23 protein-coding genes are annotated in these 26333 nt (G+C 38.8%); 1 reads left to right on the plus strand and 22 read right to left on the minus strand.

What is annotated here, in order from left to right; all coding sequences use genetic code 11:
- Nucleotides 1–11: 11 nt before the first annotated feature.
- The 18 genes from ybeY to lepA all read right to left on the minus strand — a co-directional run bounded on the left by ybeY (nucleotide 12) and on the right by lepA (nucleotide 19076).
- Entirely contained in the window at nucleotides 12–470 is a 459-nt protein-coding gene (gene ybeY / locus BLV55_RS01330) for an rRNA maturation RNase YbeY (RefSeq protein ID WP_093310185.1), read from the minus strand.
- A 1-nt stretch (nucleotide 471) separates the two neighbouring features.
- Entirely contained in the window at nucleotides 472–2610 is a 2139-nt protein-coding gene (locus tag BLV55_RS01335; RefSeq protein ID WP_176968202.1) for an HD family phosphohydrolase, read from the minus strand.
- A gap of 30 nt (nucleotides 2611–2640) precedes the next feature.
- Entirely contained in the window at nucleotides 2641–3597 is a 957-nt protein-coding gene (locus BLV55_RS01340) for a PhoH family protein (protein ID WP_242869994.1), read from the minus strand.
- Between the two features lie 158 nt (nucleotides 3598–3755).
- A complete protein-coding gene (locus BLV55_RS01345) occupies nucleotides 3756–4256 on the minus strand; it encodes a hypothetical protein (protein WP_093310190.1) in 501 nt (166 codons plus the stop codon).
- Between the two features lie 12 nt (nucleotides 4257–4268).
- The gene (gene floA / locus BLV55_RS01350; RefSeq protein ID WP_093310192.1) at nucleotides 4269–5267 is read right to left on the minus strand and encodes a flotillin-like protein FloA; all 999 of its coding nucleotides are present in this window, start codon (nucleotides 5265–5267) and stop codon (nucleotides 4269–4271) included.
- Nucleotides 5268–5279: 12 nt separating this feature from the next.
- On the minus strand, nucleotides 5280–6587 hold the full coding sequence (locus BLV55_RS01355; protein WP_093310195.1) for an NfeD family protein: 1308 nt from the start codon (nucleotides 6585–6587) through the stop codon (nucleotides 5280–5282).
- Nucleotides 6588–6725: 138 nt separating this feature from the next.
- Nucleotides 6726–7172 (minus strand): GatB/YqeY domain-containing protein, encoded by a 447-nt coding sequence (locus BLV55_RS01360; RefSeq protein ID WP_093310198.1) that lies wholly within the window; start codon nucleotides 7170–7172, stop codon nucleotides 6726–6728.
- 53 nt (nucleotides 7173–7225) lie between these two features.
- A complete protein-coding gene (gene rpsU / locus BLV55_RS01365; RefSeq protein ID WP_093310201.1) occupies nucleotides 7226–7408 on the minus strand; it encodes a 30S ribosomal protein S21 in 183 nt (60 codons plus the stop codon).
- A gap of 130 nt (nucleotides 7409–7538) precedes the next feature.
- A complete protein-coding gene (locus BLV55_RS01370; RefSeq protein WP_093310203.1) occupies nucleotides 7539–7886 on the minus strand; it encodes a histidine triad nucleotide-binding protein in 348 nt (115 codons plus the stop codon).
- A 70-nt stretch (nucleotides 7887–7956) separates the two neighbouring features.
- Nucleotides 7957–9288: a tRNA (N(6)-L-threonylcarbamoyladenosine(37)-C(2))-methylthiotransferase MtaB gene (mtaB, locus tag BLV55_RS01375; protein WP_242869995.1), complete on the minus strand. Its 1332-nt coding sequence runs from the start codon at nucleotides 9286–9288 to the stop codon at nucleotides 7957–7959.
- A gap of 45 nt (nucleotides 9289–9333) precedes the next feature.
- On the minus strand, nucleotides 9334–10089 hold the full coding sequence (locus BLV55_RS01380) for a 16S rRNA (uracil(1498)-N(3))-methyltransferase (RefSeq protein WP_093310207.1): 756 nt from the start codon (nucleotides 10087–10089) through the stop codon (nucleotides 9334–9336).
- Nucleotides 10090–10158: 69 nt separating this feature from the next.
- Nucleotides 10159–11106, minus strand: coding sequence for a 50S ribosomal protein L11 methyltransferase (gene prmA / locus BLV55_RS01385; protein WP_093310210.1), 948 nt, complete (start codon nucleotides 11104–11106; stop codon nucleotides 10159–10161).
- A gap of 32 nt (nucleotides 11107–11138) precedes the next feature.
- Nucleotides 11139–12278, minus strand: coding sequence for a molecular chaperone DnaJ (dnaJ, locus tag BLV55_RS01390; RefSeq protein ID WP_093310212.1), 1140 nt, complete (start codon nucleotides 12276–12278; stop codon nucleotides 11139–11141).
- A 102-nt stretch (nucleotides 12279–12380) separates the two neighbouring features.
- Entirely contained in the window at nucleotides 12381–14225 is a 1845-nt protein-coding gene (dnaK, locus tag BLV55_RS01395) for a molecular chaperone DnaK (protein WP_093310215.1), read from the minus strand.
- A 43-nt stretch (nucleotides 14226–14268) separates the two neighbouring features.
- Nucleotides 14269–14880, minus strand: coding sequence for a nucleotide exchange factor GrpE (gene grpE / locus BLV55_RS01400; protein ID WP_093310218.1), 612 nt, complete (start codon nucleotides 14878–14880; stop codon nucleotides 14269–14271).
- Nucleotides 14881–14957: 77 nt separating this feature from the next.
- The gene (gene hrcA, locus BLV55_RS01405; protein ID WP_093310220.1) at nucleotides 14958–15983 is read right to left on the minus strand and encodes a heat-inducible transcriptional repressor HrcA; all 1026 of its coding nucleotides are present in this window, start codon (nucleotides 15981–15983) and stop codon (nucleotides 14958–14960) included.
- 123 nt (nucleotides 15984–16106) lie between these two features.
- The gene (gene hemW, locus BLV55_RS01410; protein WP_093310222.1) at nucleotides 16107–17249 is read right to left on the minus strand and encodes a radical SAM family heme chaperone HemW; all 1143 of its coding nucleotides are present in this window, start codon (nucleotides 17247–17249) and stop codon (nucleotides 16107–16109) included.
- Nucleotides 17250–17267: 18 nt separating this feature from the next.
- Nucleotides 17268–19076 (minus strand): translation elongation factor 4, encoded by a 1809-nt coding sequence (gene lepA, locus BLV55_RS01415; RefSeq protein ID WP_093310223.1) that lies wholly within the window; start codon nucleotides 19074–19076, stop codon nucleotides 17268–17270.
- A 176-nt stretch (nucleotides 19077–19252) separates the two neighbouring features.
- Between lepA and rpsT the strand changes: the two genes are divergently transcribed.
- Nucleotides 19253–19519, plus strand: a complete 267-nt coding sequence (gene rpsT / locus BLV55_RS01420) for a 30S ribosomal protein S20 (RefSeq protein WP_093310225.1) — start codon at nucleotides 19253–19255, stop codon at nucleotides 19517–19519.
- Nucleotides 19520–19596: 77 nt separating this feature from the next.
- Here rpsT and BLV55_RS01425 read toward each other — a convergent pair whose 3' ends face one another.
- The 4 genes from BLV55_RS01425 to BLV55_RS01440 all read right to left on the minus strand — a co-directional run bounded on the left by BLV55_RS01425 (nucleotide 19597) and on the right by BLV55_RS01440 (nucleotide 26113).
- Entirely contained in the window at nucleotides 19597–20967 is a 1371-nt protein-coding gene (locus BLV55_RS01425; RefSeq protein ID WP_093310227.1) for a sigma-54-dependent transcriptional regulator, read from the minus strand.
- Nucleotides 20968–20980: 13 nt separating this feature from the next.
- The gene (locus BLV55_RS01430) at nucleotides 20981–22954 is read right to left on the minus strand and encodes a transporter substrate-binding domain-containing protein (protein WP_093310230.1); all 1974 of its coding nucleotides are present in this window, start codon (nucleotides 22952–22954) and stop codon (nucleotides 20981–20983) included.
- Nucleotides 22955–23061: 107 nt separating this feature from the next.
- Nucleotides 23062–25008, minus strand: coding sequence for a TRAP transporter permease (locus BLV55_RS01435; protein WP_093310232.1), 1947 nt, complete (start codon nucleotides 25006–25008; stop codon nucleotides 23062–23064).
- Nucleotides 25009–25081: 73 nt separating this feature from the next.
- A complete protein-coding gene (locus BLV55_RS01440) occupies nucleotides 25082–26113 on the minus strand; it encodes a TAXI family TRAP transporter solute-binding subunit (RefSeq protein ID WP_093310235.1) in 1032 nt (343 codons plus the stop codon).
- Between the last annotated feature and the right edge of the window lie 220 nt (nucleotides 26114–26333).

The following is a 26333-nucleotide window of genomic DNA, read 5'->3' on the forward strand; positions in this document are numbered from 1 at the left end:
CCTCCAGATACTTAGTCAGAAGAAAGATTCATCAGGGACATTACCTTTTTCTCTTGCTGCCGCATAATTTGCTTATCGCTATCGATCATATGGTCATATCCCATCAAATGAAAAACACTGTGTATGATCAAATAAATCATTTCACGCTTAACGCTATGCCCATACTCGATGGCTTGCTCCATCATTTTATCCGCTGAAATAACGATGTCGCCCAATAATTTTTCTTCCAGCTCCGGCCCCTGAAAATCCATAGGAAAGGAGAGAACATCTGTCGCCTCATCCTTCTGTCGATAGTGAAGATTAAGGTCATGTATTTCCTGATTGCTGACAAAGGATATGCTTAGCTGATATTCACAGGAATATTCTTCCACCTCATAACAATAGGCAACGGCTTTTTCAATTAACTTAATTTCTTCTTCCGTTACATCAAATACATCTTGCCTGTTATCGATATCAATTAAAATCGTCATTTCACTTCCTACCTTTCAATTCTTTGATATCCATTTCCGGATATTTAATTCTTTCATGCATAATCCCTGCCAGCATTTTCGCAAATACCTGTCTGATATCTTTCAACTCTGTAAGGGTTAATTGGCTGTCCTCCAGTTGGCCGTCTTCCAGTTTTGACTGAATGATTTTTTTGATCACTTGTTCTATTTTGTCTCTATTAGGACTTTCAAGACTCCTAACAGCTGCTTCTGCTGAATCAGCCAGCATCAAAATAGCCGTCTCTCTTGTTTGTGGTATCGGCCCCGGATAACGATACATCATTTCATCTATCGTTTTAGGGTCTTCACATTCTGACTGTGCTTTATGATAGAAATAAGCAGCCAGCGTGGTCCCATGATGTTCTTTGATAAAAGCAAGGATCTCATTTGGCAGTTTATTTTTCTCTCCGATTTCAATGCCATCTTTAACATGGCCTGTAATAATCAGGGCACTTAGAGATGGTGCCAGTTTATCGTGGGGATTCTCTGATGTAAACTGATTCTCTTTGAAAAAGTAGGGTCTTTTCACTTTTCCTATATCATGATAAAAAGCCCCCACCCGAACGAGCAAACCGTCTCCACCGATCTCGTTAACAGCCGCTTCTGCCAGATTACCCACCACGATGCTATGGTGGTACGTTCCTGGAGCTTCCATCAGAAGTTGTTTAAGCAACGGATGAGATGGATTGGATAATTCTATGAGCTTGACAGACGTTAAAATTGAAAAACTGTATTCCCAGAAAGGCAATGTGCCAATCGCTAATATGGCACAAAGAATACCGTTAAACAGACCCATTCCTGCATCCTGTAAAACATGCAGGGTTTGATGGTTGCCAATAAGACCAAAGCTAGTAATAATAATCACATTGGATATCCCTACCATTAATCCAGAAAAAAATATTTTCCCTCTCTGTTTTGTGTTAATCATACTTAGAACAGCCACCGTGCCACCTGTCAGCCCCATGACTAGAATCATCAGGTCATTCCCTGCCATAATGGCAATAAGAATACTTAAGACCGCATTAGCAATTAAGGCAAGCCTAGCTTCCAGCAATAATGTTAATAGCATTGCTCCTGTAGCAATGGGGATCAGGTAAATGGTTAACACCCCAATGGGTTTTGCTGATATCAGGACCAGTAACATGATAATCACCAGCAGTAAGATTCTTTTGGTTTTATAGAAATACTCAGGATGAAAAAGCCATATATAGCCTGTCATAATGGCCATTATTAGCAAAATAACAGAGGATATACCGCTATATAACCTGGCATCTGGACGAAACTCGCTTTCTATTAAGCCTAACTCTTTCATGATAACAAAAGTGTCTACTGAAATTCTTTCTCCTTGCTCTGCTAAAATATCTCCTCTTCGAATTACTACTGGCGTAATTGCTTCTCTGGCTTCTTCTCTAAGCTGCTCCGTTGATTCAACATCCATAAACTGATTTGGTCTGATGGTAGCGTTGATCACAGCTATTGCTGATTCTTTTAAGGGTTCGTCCAGTTCTGTTAAAGAATTGAAAAAATCTCTGATTTCACTTTTTTCTTCCTGAAGTTCCGCTACCTTGATGCCACTATTCATGCCTTGAGCAGCAATTTCGTAAAGATAGTTTTCAACACTGTTTAATCGTTCTTCTGGCGCTTGTAAAAACGCCTGTAAATGAACATCCGTAATTCCAAGATGGTTATCTTCCATCTGATTTAACTGTTCTCTAAGTGCTTCCTCTTCTTGTTTTACTTGGTATAGTTTTTCAAAAAATTTTTCAATATCATTTTTCACTTCATTAAAAACAGCAGAGTCCGTCCGATAAACGGAGGTGATTTCTTCAGCCGCTTCTCGCCTTAAGTTTTCCGTAGTATGCGTATCGATAATCATTCTGGGTGAAGTAATGTTCTCCGGTGCTATCTGACCGGCCCTTAACTGATACTGCACCGGTTGAAGACTGATTAACAGCAAATAAAAAGTCGTAACAAAAAAAAGCATACCTAATAGAACATAGTGCCATGTTAGTTTTCGTGATAGAATTTTCTTTTCATCATGAGCTGATAGCTTCTTTTTTTCCAGTATTCTTTTCTTTTGCATCCTGGCTCTTCGCTGACTTAATTTTTCAAAAACTCCCATGGAAACCCCCATTTTTATGCGATCAATAAGTTATTTTTTGTTTTCATAAGCATTAATAATTTTTTGAACAAGTGAGTGTCTCACAACATCTTGCTGCGTTAAATAAACCCGTCCTATTTCACTTATGTCTTTCACTATTTCCAGAGCCTGTATCAGGCCAGATGATTTTCCCCGAGGTAAGTCAATTTGTGTCACATCTCCAGTGATAACCGTTTTGGAACCTATTCCCATACGGGTTAAAAACATTTTCATCTGTTCTTCTGTTGTATTCTGTGCTTCATCCAAAATGACAAAAGAATTCTCTAATGTCCTACCTCGCATATAGGCTAGTGGTGCTACTTCTATTAACCCTCTTTCCATATATTTTTGAAACTTTTCATATCCTAATATATCAAAAAGAGAATCATACAAAGGTCTTAAGTAAGGATCTACTTTTTCTTTAAGATCGCCTGGTAAAAAACCTAAGTTTTCACCTGCTTCAATAGCAGGACGGGTAAGTATTATTTTGTTTACTTCTTTCAACCCAAAAGCTTTTACCGCCATTGCAACCGCTAAATAAGTTTTTCCTGTTCCAGCAGGTCCAATGCCAAAAGTTAGGTCTTTTTCTTGCATAACAGAAACGTAATATGACTGTCCAACGGTTTTAGGTTTTATCGTTTTTCCTTTTGCTGTCATATAAATCGGTTCACTAACAAATTCCTGAACACTATTTGAATTGCCCTGAATCAACTGTTGAAGAAAGTATTCTACTTTTTGAGAAGTGATATCGCCGCTTATTTTCTTTTCTTGCATTAATAAGGACAAAAGTTCTTCCGCCAAAGAAACATTGACAGATTTTCCTATTAAGAGTATGTTGTCATCACGATTAATAAGTTCCACACCTAGGGTTTTTCTAATCATTCTAGCATGCTTATCTTGAATGCCAAATAATTCGCGCACTAATGCGGCATCAGGTATGCGAATCGATTTTTGTGCTTCTGGTGTCAAAGAATAACCTCCATTTCTTTGTAATAAAAAGATTTCTCTAGCCCATTATACCTTATTATCTGTCTCCACTCCACTTTTTTTCATGAAACGGACTCTTCGTCCGGTAATCGCTGATAATAAAAGGAGCGCCCAAGATCAGCGCTCCTTTTATTACTTTTTTAATTTTTTCGATGTCCTTTTGGTTTTCCAAGTATTTCAGAAAACACGATCCCATTATAAATACTTTGTTGATTCACTTGAAGTCGTCCTGCTGAAAGACCATCCTTAATTTCATTGGCATAAATAGGACTCTTTTGCTTTGCTTCCTTTGTTGGTTCCGGTATTGATTTTTTCTTGTGTTCTTTTTTAGTGCTTTTCTCTTTGTGAATCGGGCTTGTTGTATTTTCTTTGCTTTTTTCTTCTTTACGTTCTTTTTCTTGAGACCCTGATTCCAATTCTTTTTGCATTTCTCTAAAAATATCTTGAAGTGTGCGTTTCCCTTTAGGTTGCTTAGATTTTTGAGAAGATGTTTCAACTGGCGATGAAGCTGTTTCTATATCAGACTGACGAGTGGTGACTGTCTGTTGTTTTTTTCTTTGCTGCTGAGCCTGCTTTCGCTTATTAGTAAGGGAAGACAGTGCAATTAAAACCACAAATATGAGGATGCTTTCAATTTGCATACCATCACTTCCTTATTTGTCCGTTTGATCATCGTTTGGTGACTGATTAATTTTAGAAATAGCATTTCTCATTTCTGTGTCAGACATTACATTTTTCATGTTGTAATAATCCATCACGCCTAAATTACCGTCTTTAAGAGCCTGAGACAGCGCTTTTGGTATTTCGGCTTCGGCTTCAACTACTTTTGCTCGCATTTCTTCGACAGCTGCTTTCATTTCCTGCTCTTTTGCTACTGCCATTGCTCTTCTTTCCTCTGCTTTTGCCTGTGCAATTCGTTTGTCTGCATCTGCCTGATCTGTCTGAAGCTGAGCACCAATGTTTCGACCAATATCAATATCCGCTATATCAATGGATAAAATTTCAAAAGCAGTTCCTGCATCCAGTCCTTTTGTCAGAACCGTTCTGGAGATTAGGTCCGGATTTTCCAAAACATCTTTATGTGCATCCGAAGAACCTACAGTCGTAACAATACCTTCTCCAACACGCGCAATAATCGTTTCTTCACCAGCACCCCCAACCAGACGCTCAATATTTGCACGTACAGTCACCCGTGCCTTAACCATCACTTCTATCCCATTTTTTGCAACAGCGGCAATTTTAGGTGTTTCAATAACTTTAGGGTTTACGCTGACTTGTACTGCCTGCAACACATCTCGGCCTGCCAGGTCAATGGCTGCTGCCCGTTCAAATACCAGGTTAATTTCTGCTCGTTGTGCTGCAATCAAGGCGTCTACCACCCGATTGACATCTCCACCAGCTAAAAAGTGAGCTTCCAGCTTGTCTGAATTCATCTCAAGACCAGCTTTTGTTGCTTTAATGAGTGGGTTTACAATACTAGAGGGCCTAACTCTTCTAAATCGCATTCCTACCAGCGTGAAAATTCCTATCCTCACTCCGGAAAACATAGCTGTTATCCATAATCCAATCGGGAAAAAGCTTAAGAACACCGATAAGATCACCAAAATAACCGCCAAAGTAATAATAAGACCAATTAATGTTTCAATGGGCATCATTCATTCCTCCTAATCCATTTTTTTTACAACAATTCTTCGACCTTCCATGCGTATCACTTGCACATTGGTTCCAGCTTCCAGGTAAATCCCCTCGGACACAGCATCAATTCTTTCACCATCCACTTCCACAGTACCTGATGGACGCAAGTAGCTGGTAACAATGCCTTTTTTCCCAACTAAATCTTCCCTTCTTTCAGTACTGATATAACCTGAATCTGAAGTCATTTTAATCCCAAGGGTAAGCCTGTCAAAATAACTGCTTTTTGGTGCATGTTTTATTATTAAAATCAGTGCAATAATCGACATAAGGAAAGCAACTACTAAAGAAACAACCGCTACTCCAGTAGTGCTAGACGCCATTACAACACTGACAATAATTAGAACTAAACCTCCAAGACCAGCGATACCAAAGCCTGGTGCCATCGCCTCTATTAGCAGTAATGCAATGGCCGCAAGAAAAACAAGGATCACAGCCATTCCTGTGTTGCCTGCTAAAATACTTCCACCAAAATATAAAGAAAAAGCAATAAGACTCATCGTTCCACCTACACCAAAACCAGCTGTCATTACCTCAACAATCAATCCGATCATTCCTAAGGATAGCAGGAGTGGTGCTACCAATGAACTTGTTAATACCTGAGCTATTCTGACAGCCCGGCTAATTTCCAGCTCCACTGTATTTGCGTTGCTCAGTTCCATCACAGCCAACACTTCACTAATCCCCCTTGCTGTATAATCAGAAAGTTCCAGATGGAGGGCTTCTGCTGCCGTAAGATTAAGAAGTTCTCCTTCTTCAACAACATCTTGAATCGCTATTCTTTTATCGGCCATTGCGGCAACTAATTCCGGATCCCGACCCTTTTCCTGTGCAACAGATCTCAGTTCGCCGGTCCAGGCTGACAAGGCTTTTTCTGTATCAGGAATGGTTTCTGCTGAACCAATATTACTGCCAGGAGCCATGGTAACATAGTCTGCCGAAATGGTCAGCAACACACCGGCCGAAATAGCTCTTGGGGTAACAAAGGATGCGGTTTTTACAGGAATATCAATGATCATTCCACTAATATTTTCAGCACTATCCACTCGTCCACCGTAAGTATCGATTGTAAAGATGATTCCTTGGGTGTCCGGATCTTCAAGGGCCGTCGAAACAGATCCAGCCACGAATTGTTCCATAGCAGGCCCCACTTCACCCTCTAGGGGTATAATATATACATTTCCTTCTCCTTCAGCAAATGTTACCACCGAAGATAACAGGATAATACTAAGTATCGCCAAGATCATTCGATTGTATCTTCTGAGTCTTTTTTTATCCATTCTTTATCTCCTTTTTTATTCTGTAACACAAAATATCGCTCACTCTTCTTTATATCATAACTATTTCTATTATAACTTTCTTTCTAAAGAATAGCTATCATTTATATACTTAAAAACCCGGCTAAGCCGGGTTTTTTGTTATGATTGGAGCTTTTGACGCACCAGCTGACTGACAACCTTTCCATCTGCTTTTCCCTGAGTCTCTTTTTTCACTATACTCATAACAGATCCCATGTCTTTCATGGATTGAGCACCGGTTTCATCAATCGCTTTTTGGATGATTAAATGTAGTTCTTCTTCAGACAATGGCTCTGGTAAATAGGTTTCCAGAATAGATATCTCCGCTTCTGTCTGCTCTACCAAGTCATTTCTGCCGCCATTTCGAAAAGATTCAAGTGCGTCTTTTCGTTGTTTAATCTGTTTTACTATGATTTGAATAACATCATCATCTAACAGATCTTTGCGTTCATCAACTTCGATTTGCTTTACGGAGGAACGAATCATAGTTATGACATTTTTCCGTGTAAGCTCTTTATTTTTCATAGCTGTTTTAAGATCTTCCGCTAATAGATCTTTAAGAGACATATGCTTCACCCAACATTTCCGTTTCATTTAATCTTATACTGATTCTGATACATTTAGAATTTCTTTGCATTCTTTCTTCTTGCCGCTTCTGACTTTTTCTTGCGACGAACACTGGGTTTTTCATAATGTTCTCTTTTCCGTACTTCTGATAAAACCCCGGATTTCGCGCACTGACGTTTAAAACGACGAAGAGCGTTGTCTAATGATTCATTATCTTTCACTTTAATCTCTGACATTGACTTCTCCCTCCCTCCGCTTGCACAAACATGTGCGTAATTCCTGACAGAATCTCTGTCAGCCTTGCATTCGAGTTGATTGAACACGTTCCAATTATAACCTATATGAGTTTTGAATGCAACATTGTTTTTAACCCGGAGGCCATTGCATTTCACGGCCACCTAATAAATGAAAATGTAAGTGTCCTACGGTTTGTCCTCCATCTTTCCCGCAATTAGTAACTACTCGATAGCCATCTTCCATCACATTTTCCTTCGAGGCTAACTCGTGGATGCTTTCAAATATTTCTGGTAGAAATTTTTTTCTTTTTTCATCATCCAAATCATTTAAAGATTCCACATGTTCTTTTGGTATCACCAAAATATGGTTGGGAGCAACTGGCGCCACATCACGAAAAGCAATCACTTTCTCACTCTCATACACAATTTCTGAGGGTATGTCTTTTCTGACAATTTTGCAAAAAATACAACTATCCAATATGCACACCTCCTTCAACTATAAGGTTCACTGTTATTAATTCCACAGAAAAACCTAAATTCCTTCTTTTTCACCTGGATTTTTCTCTATTTTTCACTGGGCTTCCAATCAAAAAATCATTTTTTATATCTACCACAGTAACTGGTATTGTTTTTTTGATATTGTCAGCACTAAGTAAGGCTTTGACCTGTAAATATTCCGCTGTATGTCCGACCATCCATTCTTCATCTTCTGTGCCACCTCTTTCAAACAGAACATTCACTTGCTGATTCATAAATTTCTCCATATACTGAAGCCTACTTTTTCGAACAATCTCATGGAGAATTTCACTTCTTCGGTTTTTTTCCTTATCCGATATTTGATTTGGATCCTTCGCCGCTTTTGTTCCTCTTCTCGGAGAGTACTTAAAAATGTGAACCTGACTGAACTCAATATCTTTTATAAATTGGCATGTTTGATGAAAATCCGCATCGGTTTCTCCCGGAAAACCGGTAATAATATCCGTAGTAATAGCTGCATTCCGATTCCAACGCCTTATTTCATTCACTATTTTCCAGTAGTCTTTCGTTGTATATTTTCTGGCCATTTTCTTTAGAACCTCATCGGATCCGCTTTGTAATGATAAATGAAAGTGAGGGCATAGCTTTTCCAACTGCATAAGTTTTTTAATAGTATCTTCCTTAAACCAAAATGGGTCCAAAGACCCCAGCCGGATTCTCAGTAGGTCTGGAATAGCATTAATTTTTTCTATCAAAGGAAACAAAGCTTCCGGTTCTTTTCGATCTTTGCCATAGGAGGTTAAGTGTATTCCCGTTAAGACTATTTCCTGATAACCATTCTGAACAAGTTTTGTAATTTCATGAAGGATTTCTTTTTCTTCACGACTTCTTACCGGTCCTCGCGCATATGGAATAATGCAGTAACTGCAGTACTGATCACAACCGTCTTGGATTTTCACATATGCTCGTGTTTTATCTATCTGATTATCAATGCCAATCGGCTCATATTGGTGCTGTTGCTGATAGTCTTCTACATGAATACTGGGTCTTGCTTTTCCGGCCGCTTCTTCAACCGCCTCAACAATTTTGCTGCGATTTTGTGTACCTAAAACCACGTGAACGCCTTTTATTCCCTGAATTTCATCAGGTTCAAGCTGAGAGTAACACCCCACAACAGCTATGATTGCTTCTGGATTGTTTTTTAGGGCTCGTCTTATTAGCTGTCTGGATTTCCGATCTCCTGTATTGGTAACCGTGCATGTATTGATCACAAAAACATCTGCTTTTTCTTTTTCACCCACTACCTGATACCCTTTTTTTTCAAACATTTCTAACATGGCCTGGGTTTCATATTGATTCACTTTACATCCAAGTGTGCTAATGGCAACGGTATTCATCTTCATTTTTTCCCTTCCTAACCTTTTTCAATTCGATTTTTCTTCTAACATCTATAATTCTCTTTCATATAGCACAAAAGACAACATAGCAATTCCTGCGGTTTCTGTTCTTAAAATACGAGGTCCCATACCTACCGAAATCACACCTGCACTTTGAGCCTGTGTGACTTCCCTTTCATGAAAGCCACCTTCCGGTCCAATCCAAATACCAATGTGATCACATTCTATTACATTCATACGACTGAATATTTTTTTCACAGAAGTATCGGTTTCATTTTCGTAGGCAAGTAAATGTAACTGTTTTGAGTTTTCTTCTTCCCATTCTGCAATAGCGTCATTAAAGTCTATTGGTGTGTGAACTACAGGCATTATGAGTCTTCTGCACTGTTTTGCAGCTTCTTCCGCTATTTTCTGCCATCTTTCCTTTTTTTTATGTTTATCTTGTTCTTTTAATTGCACTACAGAATACTCTGTCATTATGGGAACAATGGTATTTACCCCAAGTTCAACCGCTTTTTGAATAATCAATTCCATTTTACTACCTTTAGCCAATCCTTGAAAAAGAGTAAGTGTTTTATCCTTATTCTCCACAGACTTTATCGTTTCTATGATCTCCACTCGCACTTCTTCTTTTCCACTATCCGTAATCCGAGTTACAAAACCACTGCCTAAACCATCTGATATCGTTATCTTATTGCCCTCTTTTAGCCGAAGTGACTTTTGTATATGCCTTACGTCTTCGCCAACAATCTTTATCTCTTGATCAGCTTTATTTATATGTTGAGGCATTACAAAAAAATGATGCATTTTAGCTCCCCTCCCTCTACTCCTTCTATTATACCAGAAAATAACCCTTTCATTAAAAAAAGGCCTTAATTAAGGCCTTTCAGGTGCTTTTGCTATCATACAGATCCATTCACCCATACTTCGAACTTCCAGTATTGTTAAGCCAGCATCTATGATAGCCTCTTTTACTTCCTGCTGCTTATCTTTAATAATTCCCGAGGAGATCCAGATGCCACCCGGCTTTAAGTACTGTCGTATATCTTTGCTCATTTTAACGATTATTTCAGCAATAATATTGGAAACTAGCAGGTCTCCCGGCTGATGAAGCACATCCATTAGATTCCCTTCATAAATGTTCACTTTTTCTTCTACCTGGTTAAGGCTTACATTATCTTTGGCTATTTGAACGGCTAATGCATCCAGATCCACCCCTACTACTTGCTTTGCACCAAGCAAGGCAGCCGCAACGGAAAGTATACCACTGCCACAGCCTATATCGTAAACAAGCTGGTTGGCTTGTATGTGCTTTTCTAAGGCTTCAATGCAAAGGGAAGTTGTTTCATGGGTTCCTGTGCCAAAGGCCATTCCCGGGTCCAGATGCAGAACGATTTCATCCCCATGTGGCTCGTAATCTTCCCAACTTGGCTTAATAACAATCTTTTCTCCCGGTTTAACCGGTTTAAAGTATTTTTTCCATTCATTGCTCCAGTCTGTTTCATCTACGGCAGATACACTCACTTTTCCTACGCCTACATCCAGTCCGTATTCAGGTAAATACTCTACCGCATTTCTAATGAGATTGACATGATTCATCGCATTGGAGGTTTCCGGTAAATAGCCTTTTACTACGGCGCCTTCTAAATAGTTGTCAGCCAGTGAATCGTCCACCAGCTCCCAGGCATCCTTATTTTGGTAAAGCATTTCCAGATCACTTGCATCTTCAATAACAACACCAGCCACGCCTGCATCATATAAAATGTTAGATACAGCTTCAACAGCTCCAGTAGTTGTTTGAATTGATATCTCTATCCATTTCATTGGATTGCCTCCTGTCACCCGGGTATTAACCACTATTTAAAGGCATCTTTCACCTTTTCAAAAAATGATTTTCTTTGTTCGTGAGAACTGTCACTTCCATCAGCCGCAAACTCTTTTAACAACTCTTTTTGTTTGTCTGTTAAGTTTTTCGGCACCTCTACAATGACTTTTACATATTGATCGCCTTTTCCTAAGCCACGAGGACTGGGAACCCCTTTTCCTTTCATTCTAAAGACCGTTCCACTTTGGGTTCCTTCCGGAATTTTATGCTTTACTTTTCCTTCCAGCGTTGGTACATCAATAGTGTCACCCAAAGTCGCCTGAACAAAAGTAATGGGAATATCACACATAATATGCTGACCTTCTCTCACAAAGATGGAGTGAGGTTTCACATTAAAGATAACGTATAGGTCTCCCGCTGGAGCACCTTTGTCTCCCGGAGATCCTTCGCCCGCCAGAGATATCATTGACCCATTATCCACTCCGGCCGGAATGTTAATTTTTAACTTCTTTTCTTTTTTAGCTTTTCCACTTCCAGCACAGGACTTGCATGGTTTATCGATGGTCTTTCCTTCACCATTACAATGATCACAGGGGCGGACATTCAGTATTTGTCCTAAAGGGGTGCGTTGTGCGAAACGCACTTCGCCAGTTCCGTTACAATGTGAACAGGTTTTTGTGTCGCTGCCCGCTTCTGCACCACTTCCCTGACAGGAGTCACAGGTATCCATTTTATTTACTTTAATCGTTTTCTCTGCTCCAAATACAGCTTCTTCAAAAGTGATATTCATTTCATATCTCAGATCAGCACCTTTGCGCGGACCTCTTCTTCGAGAAGACGAAAATCCTCCGCCTCCACCAAACATGTCAAAAATATCACCGAATATATCTTCAAAGCCACCACCGAAACCACCGGCTCCGCCAAAGCCACCAGCACCTTGTCCATTAACGCCATCATACCCAAATTGATCATATCTTTTTCGTTTTTCAGCATCGCCGAGTATCTCATAAGCTTCATTTGCTTCTTTAAACTTATCAGCCGCTGTCTGATCGTCTGGATTCCTGTCAGGATGATACTTCATGGCCATCTTTCTATATGCTTTTTTCACCTCTTCCTGACTCGCGTTGCGATCAAGACCCAGTATCTCATAAACATCTCTTTTTGCCACTATTTCACCACCCTAACGTCCCGTTCATTTTCTCCCCACCATTTATCCAGGTGAAGACAGGTTGCAGCCGCATGCTTTAATGGCATGCGGCACCTTTTTGTATGACTACTTGCTTTCTTCATCATCTACTTCTTCAAACTCAGCATCCACAACGTTATCATCATCAATTCCACCTTGCGACTCCGTTCCTGCTTCTTGAGCCCCTTCTTGCTGAGAAATGTTTTCATACATTTTTTCAGAAATTTCATGGAACACTTTGTTGACATCCTCAACACCTTGCTTCATTTTTTCCAGATCATCTTCTTCAAGTGCTTTTTTCAATTTATCAATTTCTGTTTGAACCTTTTCTTTTTGATCTGCTTCAATCTTATCTTCTACTTCTTTCAATGTTTTTTCTGTTTGATAAACTAAAGAATCTGCCTGGTTTCTGGTTTCAATCTTTTCTTTTTTCTGTTTATCTTCTTCCGCAAATTTTTCTGCTTCTTTTACTTTCTTTTCGATATCTTCAGGACTTAAGTTTGTAGATGCTGTAATGGTGATCTTTTGTTCTTTTCCTGTTCCTAAATCTTTTGCTGAAACATTTACAATCCCATTCGCATCGATATCAAAGGATACTTCAATTTGTGGTACTCCTCTTGGCGCTGGTGGAATTCCACTAAGTTCAAAGCGACCTAAGGTAATATTATCTGAAGCCATTGGTCTTTCACCTTGGAGAACATGAATGTCTACAGAAGGCTGATTATCCGCTGCGGTAGAAAAAGTTTGACTCTTTTTAGTAGGAATGGTTGTATTGCGTTCGATTAATTGTGTAAATACTCCACCTAAGGTTTCGATCCCCAGAGATAATGGTGTCACGTCTAACAGCAATACATCTTTTACTTCACCGGTTAAAACGCCACCCTGAATAGCCGCTCCCAGAGCAACTACTTCGTCCGGATTTACTCCTTTATGTGGATCTTTTCCTGTAATGCGTTTCACTGCATCCTGAACCGCTGGAATTCTGGTTGATCCACCTACTAAAATAACTCGATCCAAGTCCTCTGCTTTTAAACCAGCGTCTGCTAAAGATTTCTTCATTGGATCGATGGTCTTTTCTACTAAGTGAGAAGACAGTTCATCAAATTTCGCACGGGTTACATCAAGGTTTAAGTGTTTTGGCCCTTCGTTCGTAGCCGTGATAAAAGGTAAGTTAATATTAGTGGTCATGGTGCTGGATAATTCTTTTTTTGCTTTTTCCGCTGCTTCCTTTAATCGTTGAAGCGCCATTTTATCTTTGGTTAAATCAATACCTTCCTGCTTTTTAAACTCACTGGCTATGTGTTCTATGAGTACTTGGTCAAAGTCATCTCCACCCAAATTATTGTTTCCACTTGTCGCTAGTACTTCAAAAACACCGTCGCCCAACTCAAGAATTGATACATCAAACGTACCACCACCCAAGTCGTACACTAGTATTTTCTGTTGTTCCTCTACTTTATCAAGCCCATAGGCCAGTGAAGCAGCTGTTGGCTCATTAATAATTCTTAAAACATTCATGCCAGCAATTTTTCCGGCGTCCTTTGTTGCTTGACGTTGACTATCTGTGAAGTAGGCTGGTACTGTCACAACAACGTCATTGATTGTTTCTCCTAGATAAGCTTCCGCATCAGCTTTTAGTTTCTGAAGAATCATCGCTGATATATCTTGGGGTGTATAATCTTTTCCGTCAATTTTGTCTGTATGGTCAGTTCCCATATGTCTTTTAATGGATTGAATTGTTTTTTCAGAGTTTGTAACGGCTTGTCTTTTTGCAGGCTCCCCTACAATTCGCTCTCCGTCTTTACCAAAAGCCACCACGGATGGTGTTGTTCTATTCCCTTCAGAGTTTGCAATAACAACAGGTTCTCCACCTTCAAGAACTGAAACGCAAGAATTTGTTGTACCTAAGTCAATACCTATTACTTTTCCCATTTTCTATTCCTCCTTGATATTTCAAAAATGATTTGTTTTTGTTTTATTTATATACTTTAACCATTGCTGGTCTCAACACACGTTCTTCTATTGTATATCCCTGCTGTAAAACCTGAGCCACTGTTTCCTTCAAGGCATCATCTTCACAAGGTTCCGTCATCACTGCATGGTGCTTATTCATATCAAAGGGAGACCCATCCGCTTCAATTTGTTGGATACCATGTTTTTTAAGCGTTTCTAAGGTTTGATCGTAAACCATCTTCACACCTTTTGATAATCCTTCTTCTGCTTCATCAACAGATTCTAAGGCTCTTTCTAAATTGTCGATCACCGGTAAAAGATCTTTTGCTAAGTTTTCACAGCCATAAACATACAAATCTTTTTTTTCTTTCTCTACCCTTCTTTTATAATTACTAAATTCTGCCTGCAAACGCAAAAACCTTTCATTTAACTCCTCAGGATCTTTTTCTTGCTTCTGATTTTCCTCTTGCTTTTCTTGCTCTTCTGAGGCTGATCCGTCAGTGTCTTCCTTTTCTTTTTCAACCACTTCCTCTTCAGCCGCTTCTTCCAAATCACCTTCTAAGTCCTGTGTTTCTTTCTTGCTCTGTTCTTCTTCGCTGTTTTTTGTTTCTTTGTTTTTCACTTCATCCTTCAATGGATCACACCCACCTTTTTTCTATTATATGCACAAGGATAGTGCAAAGATTTCCCCTCGCACTTGACTTTTTCAAGCTATTTACTTTTTAATATATCATTCATCATTTTGCTGACCTGTCCCAGCACCGATATTACCCGATCATAATCCATTCTAGTCGGTCCAATAACGCTTAACTGTCCTACAGCATGCTGGTCCAGGCTATACGTAGTGGTTACAATGCTACATTCTCTAGCTTCCTGCAGTTTATTCTCACTGCCTATCGATACGTTGAACTTGCTAGTATCCTGACGTGAAATTAACTCGCTTATTGTTTTTCGTTCTTCCATTAGATTCAAAAAAGATCTCGCTTTAGCCAGGTCATTAAACTCGGGAAAATTGAAGATGTTTGTTGTTCCACTAAGGTATAGCGCCACATCACTAACCTGTTCCAACGTCTTAAACATCTCCGGCAGCAACGCATAAACCGTATGGTGGAATTTAGCAAGTTCTTTTTTAAGGTTTTCCGCCATTTTTGATTCGATATCTTCCAGTGTCGAACCAACGAACTCCTCATTCAGAAAGTTTGATATCCTCTCCAAGTCTTCCTGCTTCATATCGGAGGGAATCTTAAAAATTGGATTCTGGATAAGGCCTGTATTGGTGATGAAAATTGCCAACATCATTTCATCATTCAATCGTGCTAACTGAATTTGCTTTAGTCGGCTTTTCTTCACTTGAGGTGCCAGCACAATGGATGTGTATTGAGTAAACTCCGATAATACTCTGGAGGTATATTCCAGTAATTGCTCCAGCTCGCCATATTTTTTTAGGATATCACTCTTTATCTTAACTCTATTTTTGTTTGCCTCTCTGCGAATTTCCATTAGTTTGTCTACATAGAGACGATACCCTTTATCAGAAGGGATTCGCCCTGCCGAAGTATGAGGTTGCTGGATGTAGCCTAATTCTTCTAAGTCCGACATTTCATTTCGGATAGTTGCCGGGCTAACCCCTAGCTCATATCGACGCGAGAGACTTCTTGACCCTACTGGCTCTGCTGACTCAATATACTCCCTTATAATTGCTTCTAGTATTTTTAGTTTTCGATCAGATAAGGCCATATTTATCACCTTCGTTGTTAGCACTCTCTATTAGTGAGTGCTAATTCTTGATATAAAAATACCACTTACGAATTTTTTTGTCAAGTGTCCTGCTGATTTTTTACTCTCTTTCTTTCAAATTCCTTATACAAAATACAAAAACACCTGATTTGCCAAATCGATCCCCAGATTTGTCAATTTGATGTTGTCTTTTTCAACTGCAATAAGTTTTTTATATGTCAATTCTTTAATTTCTTTTTCAAATATATCAAACAAAGATACTCCATGACGTTGATAAAAACAAGAGTTCGAAACCCCTTCCATCATTCTTAATCCTAAAAACATGGTTTCTTTCATGGCTTCTTCTTTGCTGATTTTTTGCTGTACGACTACAGGCAGGCCATCAGCATTGATGATTCTTTCATAATCGTAAAAGGTTTCTGTATTTCCATAGCGCACACCATCAAGATATCCATGTGCAGCGATTCCTATCCCAAGATACTCTTCATTTTTCCAGTATGTGATGTTATGTTTACACTGACTGCCTTCTTGACAGTAGTTAGATATTTCGTAGTGATGATAACCCCTTTTTTTCATTTCATTCATTGCCACATGAAACATTTGCCATTCTACCTCTTCCTCTACAGGTCTGATCTTTTGCGTCTCTTTCATCGTATGCAAAGTTGTCCCTTCTTCATAAGTCAGTCCGTAGCAGGAAGTATGAGGAATTCCTAAATCCGCTATATAAGAAAGGCTATGACTCCAATCCGTTATCGTTTGTCCCGGTATTCCAAAGATCAAATCCACATTAAGATTGAAGAAGCCTTCCTCTCTAGCGTTTGTCACCTGACGCGCAAAGATTTCCACATCATGTCTTCTTCCTAACTTCTTTAAGAGTGGTTCCTGGATTGCCTGTAATCCAAAGCTAATACGGTTTATCCCACTTTCTCTATAGTTGAATAGTTTTTCCCTGTCCAACTGTCCCGGATTGGCTTCTAAGGATATTTCTGCTTCAGGCAATACCGAAAAATCTCCGGTAATCCTCTTCATTATTTCTTTCATTTTTTTGCCAGGAATTAACGAAGGGGTTCCACCACCAAAAAAAATTGTTTTTATCTTTTTATCTGATATTACCTTTTGATACCGTTGTACTTCTTTGCTTAACAATTGTACATACTCATTGACTTGGCTTTCATTCCCTACTTCTGACACAAAGTCACAGTAGTGGCATTTTGAAGCACAAAATGGTACATGAATATAAAGACTTATCGCTTGTTCTTGCTTCATTATACCCTCCCGGCAGTCTTAAGAATCCAACTTCAAGACTGACATAAATGCTTTTTGCGGCACTTCTACACTGCCGACCTGTCGCATTCTTTTCTTTCCTTCTTTTTGCTTTTCTAACAACTTGCGTTTTCGGCTAACATCGCCTCCATAGCACTTTGCCAGTACGTCTTTACGAAGTGCCTTAATCGTTTCACGAGAAATGATTTTCTGTCCGATAGCAGCCTGTAAAGGTATGGCAAACTGATGGCGAGGAATTTCATTTTTCAGTTTTTCACACATTTGTTTTCCTCTTTCATAAGCCTTGCTTTCGTGCACGATGAAAGACAGTGCGTCTACCTGTTCACTATTAATTAAAATATCCAGCTTTACAAGCTTAGATTCTCTATACCCCAACATTTCATAATCCAGGGAACCAAATCCTCTGGTACGAGATTTTAGGGCATCAAAAAAGTCAAAGATTACTTCATTTAATGGCAATTCATACTGAAGTGTTACTCGATTCTCGTCCAGGTAGTCCATGCTAGACATTGTTCCTCGTCTTTCCTGACACAACTCCATTACCGACCCAACATAATCATTTAAAACCATGATGGATGCTTTAACAATCGGTTCCTCAATTTTGGCTATTTCCTGAGGTTTTGGCATATTGGCCGGGTTTTGGATAGAAAGCGTGCTACCGTCGGTTTTGTATACCTGGTAAATTACGCTGGGTGCGGTCGTTACAAGGTCCAGATCAAACTCTCTTTCTAGTCTCTCTTGAATAATCTCCATATGGAGCAATCCAAGAAATCCACAGCGAAATCCAAAGCCTAAGGCTGCAGAGGTTTCTGTTTCAAAAACCAATGCGGCATCATTTACCTGCAGTCTTTCCAATGCATCTCTTACATCTTCAAATTTTTCTCCTTCAGCAGGATAAATACCACAATAAACCATCGGAACAACTTTCCGATAACCAGGAAAAGGGTTCTCCGTTGGTCTTAGAGCATCTGTAATGGTATCCCCTACCCGACAGTTCCGGACGTCTTTTATGCTGGCGGCTACATAACCAACATCCCCTGCTTTTAATGTTTCCTGTTCTATGGGGCCAGGCGAAAAAAAACCTACTTCAGTGACTTCAAACTCCTTTTTTCCCGCCATCATTTTAATGCGCATCCCTTTTTTTATTTCTCCATCCACCATACGGATATATCCAATAACGCCACGATAATTATCATAGACTGAGTCAAAGATCAGAGCTTTGGTTGATGCGGTTTCATCCCCTTCCGGAGCAGGAATTCGATTCACAACAGCTTCTAAGACATCTTCAATATTAGTTCCCTCTTTTGCCGAAATCAGTGGAATGCCTTCTGTATCAAGTCCGATAACATCTTCTATTTCTTTTTTTACTTCTTCTACCCGAGCACTGGGCAAATCAATTTTATTAATCACTGGAATGATTTCGAGATCCTGCTCGATAGCCAGATACACATTGGCTAAAGTTTGAGCTTCTATGCCCTGAGCTGCGTCCACAATAAGAATAGCTCCTTCGCAAGCCGCTAAACTGCGGGATACTTCATAGGTAAAATCAACATGTCCTGGTGTATCTATTAAATTCAATCGATACTCTTGCCCATCCTTCGCTTTATAGTTTAGGCATATTGTTTGAAGCTTGATTGTAATTCCCCGTTCTCGTTCTAAATCCATATTATCCAACAGTTGTTCCTTCATATCCCGTTGACTCACTAATCCGGTATGTTCAATAAGGCGGTCAGCTAACGTTGACTTCCCATGATCAATATGTGCTATAATACTAAAGTTCCTGGTTCTATTTTGTCGATTGGCAGACAAGGAAATTCCTCCTTAAACAATAAAAGTCACTTTAACTAATTAATTATATCACACAAATGTAATTTCTTACAATTGATTCTATTGGTTTTGACCTCGCTTCGATAATTAGATGTTGATTTCTTGTAGTTCTTTTGGTAATATTATAATGTTAATGCAGGTATAAGGAGGTGAATCGATTGGCCAATATTAAATCAGCGATGAAAAGAGTACGTGTGATTCAAAAGAAAACAGCGCGGAATAAAATGATTAAATCTCAGCTCAAAACTGCTATTAAACGCTTTGAAGAAGCTATCGACAAAGAACAGTTTGATCTAGCAAAAGAAAAGCTCCAGTTTGTGGATAAAAAACTTAAGCAAGCTGCTTCCAAAAATGTTATTCACAAAAACAAGGCTTCCAAAAAGCTTTCTCGCTTAACCAAAAAGCTTCAAAGAACTGTTTCTTAATTCAGCAGGTCTAACGCTCGATTTTCTTAAAAGACTGATATAGGAATTAGCACTATTCCTGGGTATCAGTCTTTTTGTTATGTGAACAGTTGTTTTTTCTCTTGATATTCCTTAATCTTATACCTTAAATTTCGCTCACTAATCCCCAGCACCTTAGAAGTCTTAGCCTTATTATTATTCATCACGCTAAGCGTTTCCAGAATCACCATTTCTTCTATATCTTTTAGCTTAGTGCCTATCTTAATGGGTATTATGCGGGAATCTTTTGTGTAACTCCACTCTTTTTTATGCTTCCGAAGCAGTTCTTCCGGCAAATCTTTTGCCTGTATATAGTGATGATCCGTTAAGGCAATGGCTCGTTCAATAATATTCATCAGTTCTCTTACATTCCCTTTATAGTGGTGAGATTCAAGGATATTCAGTGCTTCAGCTGTTATTCCTTCAATTTTTTTATCGCTTGATTCTTTAATAAAGTGATCAATTAGCAGCGGTATATCTTCCTTGCGTTCGTTTAAGGAAGGAATTTTTATCGTCACTACGTTTAAGCGAAAGTACAGATCTTCACGAAAACATCCTTTTGCTACTTCTTTTTCGAGGTCTTTATTGGTTGCTGCAATAATTCTAACATCTACTTTTTTTCCCTGCTCTGCGCCTATAGGCTGAACTTCTTTTTCTTCCAAAACCCGTAGCAGTTTCACTTGTGTGTTCAGGTTCATTTCGCCTATTTCATCAAGAAACAAGGTTCCTTTATCGGCTATTTCAAATCTTCCTTTTTTTCGATATTCAGCACCGGTAAAGGAACCTTTTTCATGTCCAAATAGTTCGCTTTCAATTAAGTTTTCCGGAATAGCTCCACAGTTAATTGCCTCAAAACGATTATTACATCGAACACCTTGAAAATGAATTGCTTTTGCTACCATTTCTTTTCCTGTACCACTGTCACTCTGAATCAATACGTTGATATGGCTGTCTTTGATCTTATCCACTAAATGAAATACATTTTGCATCTTTTTCGATTTTCCAATAATGCCATGGACCCCATATTGTTTCAAGACTGCTTTTTCTAAAAAAGTAACTTTTTCATTCAATTTTTTATAGTCAATCGCTTTCTTTACCATAAATCGTATTTTATCCATATCTAAGGGTTTCATTACATAATCATAAGCCCCTGCCTTCATCGCATCAATAGAGGATTGGATCGATCCATGGGCTGTCATCATGATGACGATGGATTCTTTTTGAATCTCTTTAATATTAATAAGCAGGTCAATGCCATCAATGTCCCCAAACTTCAAATCCAGCAATATCACATCCATAGATTGTTCTTTTAATATGATTTCTACATCAAATATATTAGTTGCCGTTTGTACTTGATATTCATCTTCAAAATAAAACTTAAGAGAGTTGCATATTGACGCTTCATCATCAATAATTAAAACTTTTCTCAACACTACCACCTCTTTACTGTTTTTCTTCCATTTTAGTTAATTGGAATGTGATCATAAAGGTTGTCCCTTCTTTATTTGAACTTTGAACGGAAATGTCGCCATTGTTTTCTTTAACAAACTGATAGCATACTGCCAACCCAAGACCACTGCCTTGTTTTTTAGTCGTATAAAAGGGGTCAAAAATTTCACTTTGATCGTTAAAAGGAATTCCCGGACCATTGTCCGTTATCCTCACTATCCATTTGTCATTACTTTTGTCAAGTCTCACCATAATGCAAGGTTTTTCTGTATTTTCCAAGACCTGAACAGCATTCAAAAAAAGGTTTATAATAATTTGCCGAAACTGCGGTTCGTCTACTATTGCATAGATTCCATCTTCTATTTGCAGGTTAACATGAATGTCTTTTCGCTCTGCTTCCCCTGAATAAAACTGTACTACTTCTTTTAATATTTCACTTATGTGACAAAGATCCTTTTGAGGTTGTGATGGTTTTGCGTAAGTCAGCAAATTACTAATAATGTCATTTGCTCTTTTTACTTCTTTAGGAACATCCTCCACAATCATTCTTCTAAAATCTTCTTTGTGATATTTTTCAGGAATCAGTTCTACATAAGCTTTAATTGCTGTTAAGGGGTTTCTGATCTCATGAGCGATATTAGCCGTCAAACGTCCAAGAGATTCCAGTTTATCTTTCACTTTCAACTGATCCTGCATTTGTTTTATTTCCGTAATGTTCTTGAATGTAATGGTTGCTCCATAAATGGTATGCTCGTCTATTTTTAACGGATTTATATTGTATTCATATATGAAGATCTCCTTTTTGCCTGGTACTTGGATTTCTTTGCCAATTTGCGGTATATGGTCATTAATAACGCTGTAATAATCGTTTTCATTAATAAGTCTGTTTATGGGAGTTTCCAGCACATTTTTCCCGATCAGCTCATGAGCTGATTTTTTTAAGTAGGCTTCACATTTTTTGTTTGCATACATAATGATCCCGTTAATATCAACTGTCAACAACCCACTAAACACACTATTAAGAATTTGTTCTTTCTCATTTGATTCTTTCTTGAGTTCTATCGTCCGTCTCTCCACTTCTTTTTTCAGCAAGTCATTCCATTTATAAAAAATAAATGTTATCAATAAAGATACGAAAAAAATAAGGCCTGTTATGGTTAAGAATTTCGACGAATACTCCACAGAGGAACTGATAGGATGTCCAAACCATTTTGTATAAATCGTATCATAGGTCCCTTTCTCTTTTATCCTTAAAAGTCCTTCATTAAAAACGTCAAGAAATTCAGCATGTTGACTAACCGTTGCCAATGCATATTTTTCTGGATTGATTTCTTCCCCGACGATTTTAATATCTTCTTGGTACCCTTCTCGCTGAACACTGTACTTTCCCGTTAATCGGTTCCCCAGATAGGCATCAACATCTCCCTCATAAAGTTTTCGCAATGCATCTTGTTGGTTTTCCGTCTTAACCAGTTCAACACCTGCCACCTCTTTTAATAGATCGATGGAAATATCATTTCTTTGAACAGCGACTTTTTTATTTTTCAGATCCATCAGATCTACTATATACATATTATCAGCGGCAACAAAAATAGATTGCGATGATTCTAAATAAGCTTTTGAAAAAAGGTAGTGACGTTGCCTTTCTTCAGAATATTTCATCCCTTGAATCGCATGGATACCACCTGTTTCAAGTTCCATAATCACTTGATACCAAGGCATCGGTTTAACATCAACTTCCAATCCCATTTCTAAGGCAATGGCTTTGATTAAATCTACATTAAAACCTCTGTACAATCCGTTTTCATCTACAAATTCAAAGGGCGGAAAGTAATTATCTCCACCTATAATAATAATTTGTTCCGGAGAATAAACCTCATCCTTATAAAGTGGACGTGCACTTATGTCTATTAAAAACAAATTGACCATAATGGCCATTATCATTATCCCTTGTATTATTCGTTTCATCGTTTCACCACAAATCTTTTAATAGTAAGAATCATTGATTATGATCATAATGCATAAATAGCAATGGTGCAAGTCGCTATTAACTCGCACCATTGCTATTTATGCTATTAAGATGTCACCACTTGCTCATGCTTTTTTCGAATACTTTTTGTATGGTAATAGTTACTGGCAATAAAAGCTACTGTTAACCCAATTCCTATACTATCTGTCAGTATTTTAGGCTGTATCAACAGCACCGCCGCAGCTCCCGCAAAAATTCTTTCATATAGCCTTAGTGTTGAAAATAAATAGTTTTCGGCGGCGGCACCAAGGCAATAAATCCCAACCAATCCTGTAAACACGACAATAAACAGTCTCCACACCACAACGTTTTGCAACAGTAAAATCGGTGAGTAGACAAACATAAACGGTATCATAATACCAGCAAAAGCGAGTTTGAACCCTGTAAAAGCAACATCTATCGGATTAGCCCCTGCAATGCCACCAGCCGTATAGGACGTTAGGGCTACAGGCGGTATGATCGCCGACAGTGTTCCATAATAAAAAGCAAAGTAGTGAGCTGCCAGCGGCTCAACACCCATTCTAACCAAAGCCGGAGCGGCAATACTAGCCGTAATAATATAACAAGCTGTTGCTGGCAGACCCATTCCTAAAAAAATGGAGGCTATCATCACCAAGATGAGCGCAAGCCATAAATGCCCTCCTGAGAAGGCCATGATATTATATGCGATGACCTGCCCTAGCCCAGTCATCGCCACTACTCCGACTACAAATCCAACTACCGCACAGGCGATCCCTACAGATACGGCTGTTTTTGCACCGTCTTCCATAGCTTCGATAAATCGTGTAAGGTTTAATCTTGAAGATTTTCGCAAGCTACTGACAAAAATAACCGCAATCATTCCAAAAAAGGCTGAATACAGCGGTGTTAACCCTCGTAATAGTAAAATAATAATGATAATAATGGGAATGATCAAGTGTCCCTGATATTTCATCACTTCTTTAAGATTCGGTAGCTTTTTTTCATCCAATCCTTGAAGTCCCATTTTTTGAGCCCTTAAATCAATGATTCTAAAAATAGCAATATAGTAAAAAAGGGCCGGGATAAGTCCTGCTTTCATTACTTCAATATATGGTATTCCAAGAAAAGATGCCATAATAAAAGAAGCAGCACCCATAATCGGTGGCATCAGAATTCCGCCAGTGGATGCAGCAGCTTCGACTGCACCTGCAAAACGAGGCGAATAGCCGACTTCTTTCATCAATGGTATCGTAAAGCTTCCCGTTGTCGCAACATTAGCTTGAGCGCTACCACTAATAGTTCCCATTAGTCCGCTAGCCATTACTGAAACATGTGCCGGGCCACCTCTTAAACGACCTGCCAATGCCAATGCAAAATCGTTGAAAAATTTTGCTGTATTTGTTTTTGCTAAAAAAGATCCAAAGAGAATAAACATAAACACGTAAGATGAAGACACCATTAATGTTGTTCCAAAAATGCCTTCACTAGTCATATACATTCGAGTAAGGATTCTTTGCCAGGAAAACCCTTGATGTCCAAGCATCCCCGAAAAAACATATCCAAACTTTGCATAAAATAGAAAACAGGCGGAAATAATCGGCAGTAAAATCCCTACAGATCTTCTTGAAGCTTCAAGAATAAGAAGAATTGCTAGTACCGCAAAAAAGTAATCCGTATTATTGGCGATTAATGATCGATCGACAAGGCTATCATAGAAAAAGTAAATATAAAGTCCTACCGATAGTCCAAGAAAACTTAAAATCCAGTCCAGAACACTTGGGTTTATTTTAGATGATTTTTTTGTCGCCGGATACATTAAAAACGCAAGACCCAGCATCATCCCTAAATGCAGTGCATTTCGTTTGATTGCAATCATCAAACTAAAGCTATTCATCCAAACATGCGTAAAAGAGGTTATCACCGCCAGAATCGTAATGATCAGCGCCACTCTTCCGGCAAATTTTCGTTGTACAGCTCCTCCAGCAACTTCCTGAATGTCTTCAACTTTTTTCTTGCGAAATAGGTTCAGCATACGCATACTCCTCACTGAATTTATTCAAGAAAGTGTCCGAAAGCAAAAGCTTACGAACACTTTCTTTGTTTGATTATGGCCTCATGTCTTCAGGTATTTCAATTCCTCTTTCTTCATAAAATCGAATAGCACCATCATGAAAAGGCACCGGAGCCAATCCTTTCACTGATTCTTCCAGCGTAACTGATCTTAGTGCTTCATGGGCTTCTTGTATTTCTTCTAAATGATCGTACATTGCTACTAACATTTCATATACTAAATCGGCATCTAAATCTTCACTAGCAATCAAAGCCGATTTTACTCCTACGGTCTGAACATCTTCGTCCAGCCCAGTATACATGCCGCCAGGAACTGTAAACTGACCATAATAAGGTGCAACAGCATGCAGTGTTTGGTAGTCTTCATCGCTAAACTCCAGCATTCTTACCGCTGTTCTGCTGGCGAAAATTTCTGAAACGGCCGACGTAGGGATTCCGCCTTCTGCATTCATGCCATCAAGCTGTCCATCTTGCATAGCACTAGAAGCTTCTGTATATCCTAAATGTTCTACATGAACATCATCAAGGCTAAGTCCCGCTACTTCTTCTAAAATAATATTGGAACTGTATTCAGTACCTGATCCAGCACTGCCAACATTAAAACTATTCCCCGCAATATCCGAAAGCGTTTCAATACCAGATGATTCGGTTACAACAAACTGGGTTACATCTGGCCAAAGAGCTGTTACAAACCTTACACCCTCAAATTGATTGTCTTGAAATCTTTGTTGGCCTTCATAGGCAAAAAGCGTTAGATTTGCCATGGCAATCCCGAGATGTGCTTCTCCATCCTTTAACATATTCAGATTTTCTACTGATCCTCCAGAAGATTGAGCAGAAGCATTTACGCCAAGATGTCCTAATTCCTCATTCCATAGAGTTGCTAAAATCGTTCCAACAGGGTAGTAGGTTCCTCCGGTACCACCGGTAACAATGGTGACAAATTGTCTTTCCGGTCGGCTTTCTCCTCCCTCTCCTTCTGCTTGCTCGTTTCCACCACAAGCCGTGAAAGATCCTAGCATTAGCATTGCTACTAGTATGCATATTGTTCTTTTTCTCCAGTTCATTTTCTTCTCCCCTTTTCTTTTTTATACCTGTTACGTTCTAACTATGTATTTACAATGCAAATACTCTGCCAAAAAAATGTCATAAATCAAATTTTATCGATCTTATCCTCCAGACCCTTCTAAAACATGCGTTTTTTTCTAATATTCCATCAATTATTCTGTCTCTTCCTTATAAGTCGATCGATCAAAAAACCCTGCAAATTTTGCCTTTTGCAAAATT

It is taken from the genome of Tindallia californiensis (assembly GCF_900107405.1).
Classification (GTDB): domain Bacteria; phylum Bacillota; class Clostridia; order Peptostreptococcales; family Tindalliaceae; genus Tindallia; species Tindallia californiensis.

What these genes read in the sequence shown, in the direction of transcription:
- ybeY (WP_093310185.1), bottom strand. Translation starts at nt 470, where the DNA reads ATGACGATTTTAATTGATATCGATAACAGGCAAGATGTATTTGATGTA.
- BLV55_RS01335 (WP_176968202.1), bottom strand. Translation starts at nt 2,610, where the DNA reads ATGGGAGTTTTTGAAAAATTAAGTCAGCGAAGAGCCAGGATGCAAAAG.
- BLV55_RS01345 (WP_093310190.1), bottom strand. Translation starts at nt 4,256, where the DNA reads ATGCAAATTGAAAGCATCCTCATATTTGTGGTTTTAATTGCACTGTCT.
- floA (WP_093310192.1), bottom strand. Translation starts at nt 5,267, where the DNA reads ATGCCCATTGAAACATTAATTGGTCTTATTATTACTTTGGCGGTTATT.
- BLV55_RS01355 (WP_093310195.1), bottom strand. Translation starts at nt 6,587, where the DNA reads ATGGATAAAAAAAGACTCAGAAGATACAATCGAATGATCTTGGCGATA.
- BLV55_RS01360 (WP_093310198.1), bottom strand. Translation starts at nt 7,172, where the DNA reads ATGTCTCTTAAAGATCTATTAGCGGAAGATCTTAAAACAGCTATGAAA.
- rpsU (WP_093310201.1), bottom strand. Translation starts at nt 7,408, where the DNA reads ATGTCAGAGATTAAAGTGAAAGATAATGAATCATTAGACAACGCTCTT.
- mtaB (WP_242869995.1), bottom strand. Translation starts at nt 9,288, where the DNA reads ATGAAGATGAATACCGTTGCCATTAGCACACTTGGATGTAAAGTGAAT.
- BLV55_RS01380 (WP_093310207.1), bottom strand. Translation starts at nt 10,089, where the DNA reads ATGCATCATTTTTTTGTAATGCCTCAACATATAAATAAAGCTGATCAA.
- prmA (WP_093310210.1), bottom strand. Translation starts at nt 11,106, where the DNA reads ATGAAATGGATAGAGATATCAATTCAAACAACTACTGGAGCTGTTGAA.
- dnaK (WP_093310215.1), bottom strand. Translation starts at nt 14,225, where the DNA reads ATGGGAAAAGTAATAGGTATTGACTTAGGTACAACAAATTCTTGCGTT.
- hrcA (WP_093310220.1), bottom strand. Translation starts at nt 15,983, where the DNA reads ATGGCCTTATCTGATCGAAAACTAAAAATACTAGAAGCAATTATAAGG.
- hemW (WP_093310222.1), bottom strand. Translation starts at nt 17,249, where the DNA reads ATGAAGCAAGAACAAGCGATAAGTCTTTATATTCATGTACCATTTTGT.
- BLV55_RS01430 (WP_093310230.1), bottom strand. Translation starts at nt 22,954, where the DNA reads ATGAAACGAATAATACAAGGGATAATGATAATGGCCATTATGGTCAAT.
- BLV55_RS01435 (WP_093310232.1), bottom strand. Translation starts at nt 25,008, where the DNA reads ATGCTGAACCTATTTCGCAAGAAAAAAGTTGAAGACATTCAGGAAGTT.
- BLV55_RS01440 (WP_093310235.1), bottom strand. Translation starts at nt 26,113, where the DNA reads ATGAACTGGAGAAAAAGAACAATATGCATACTAGTAGCAATGCTAATG.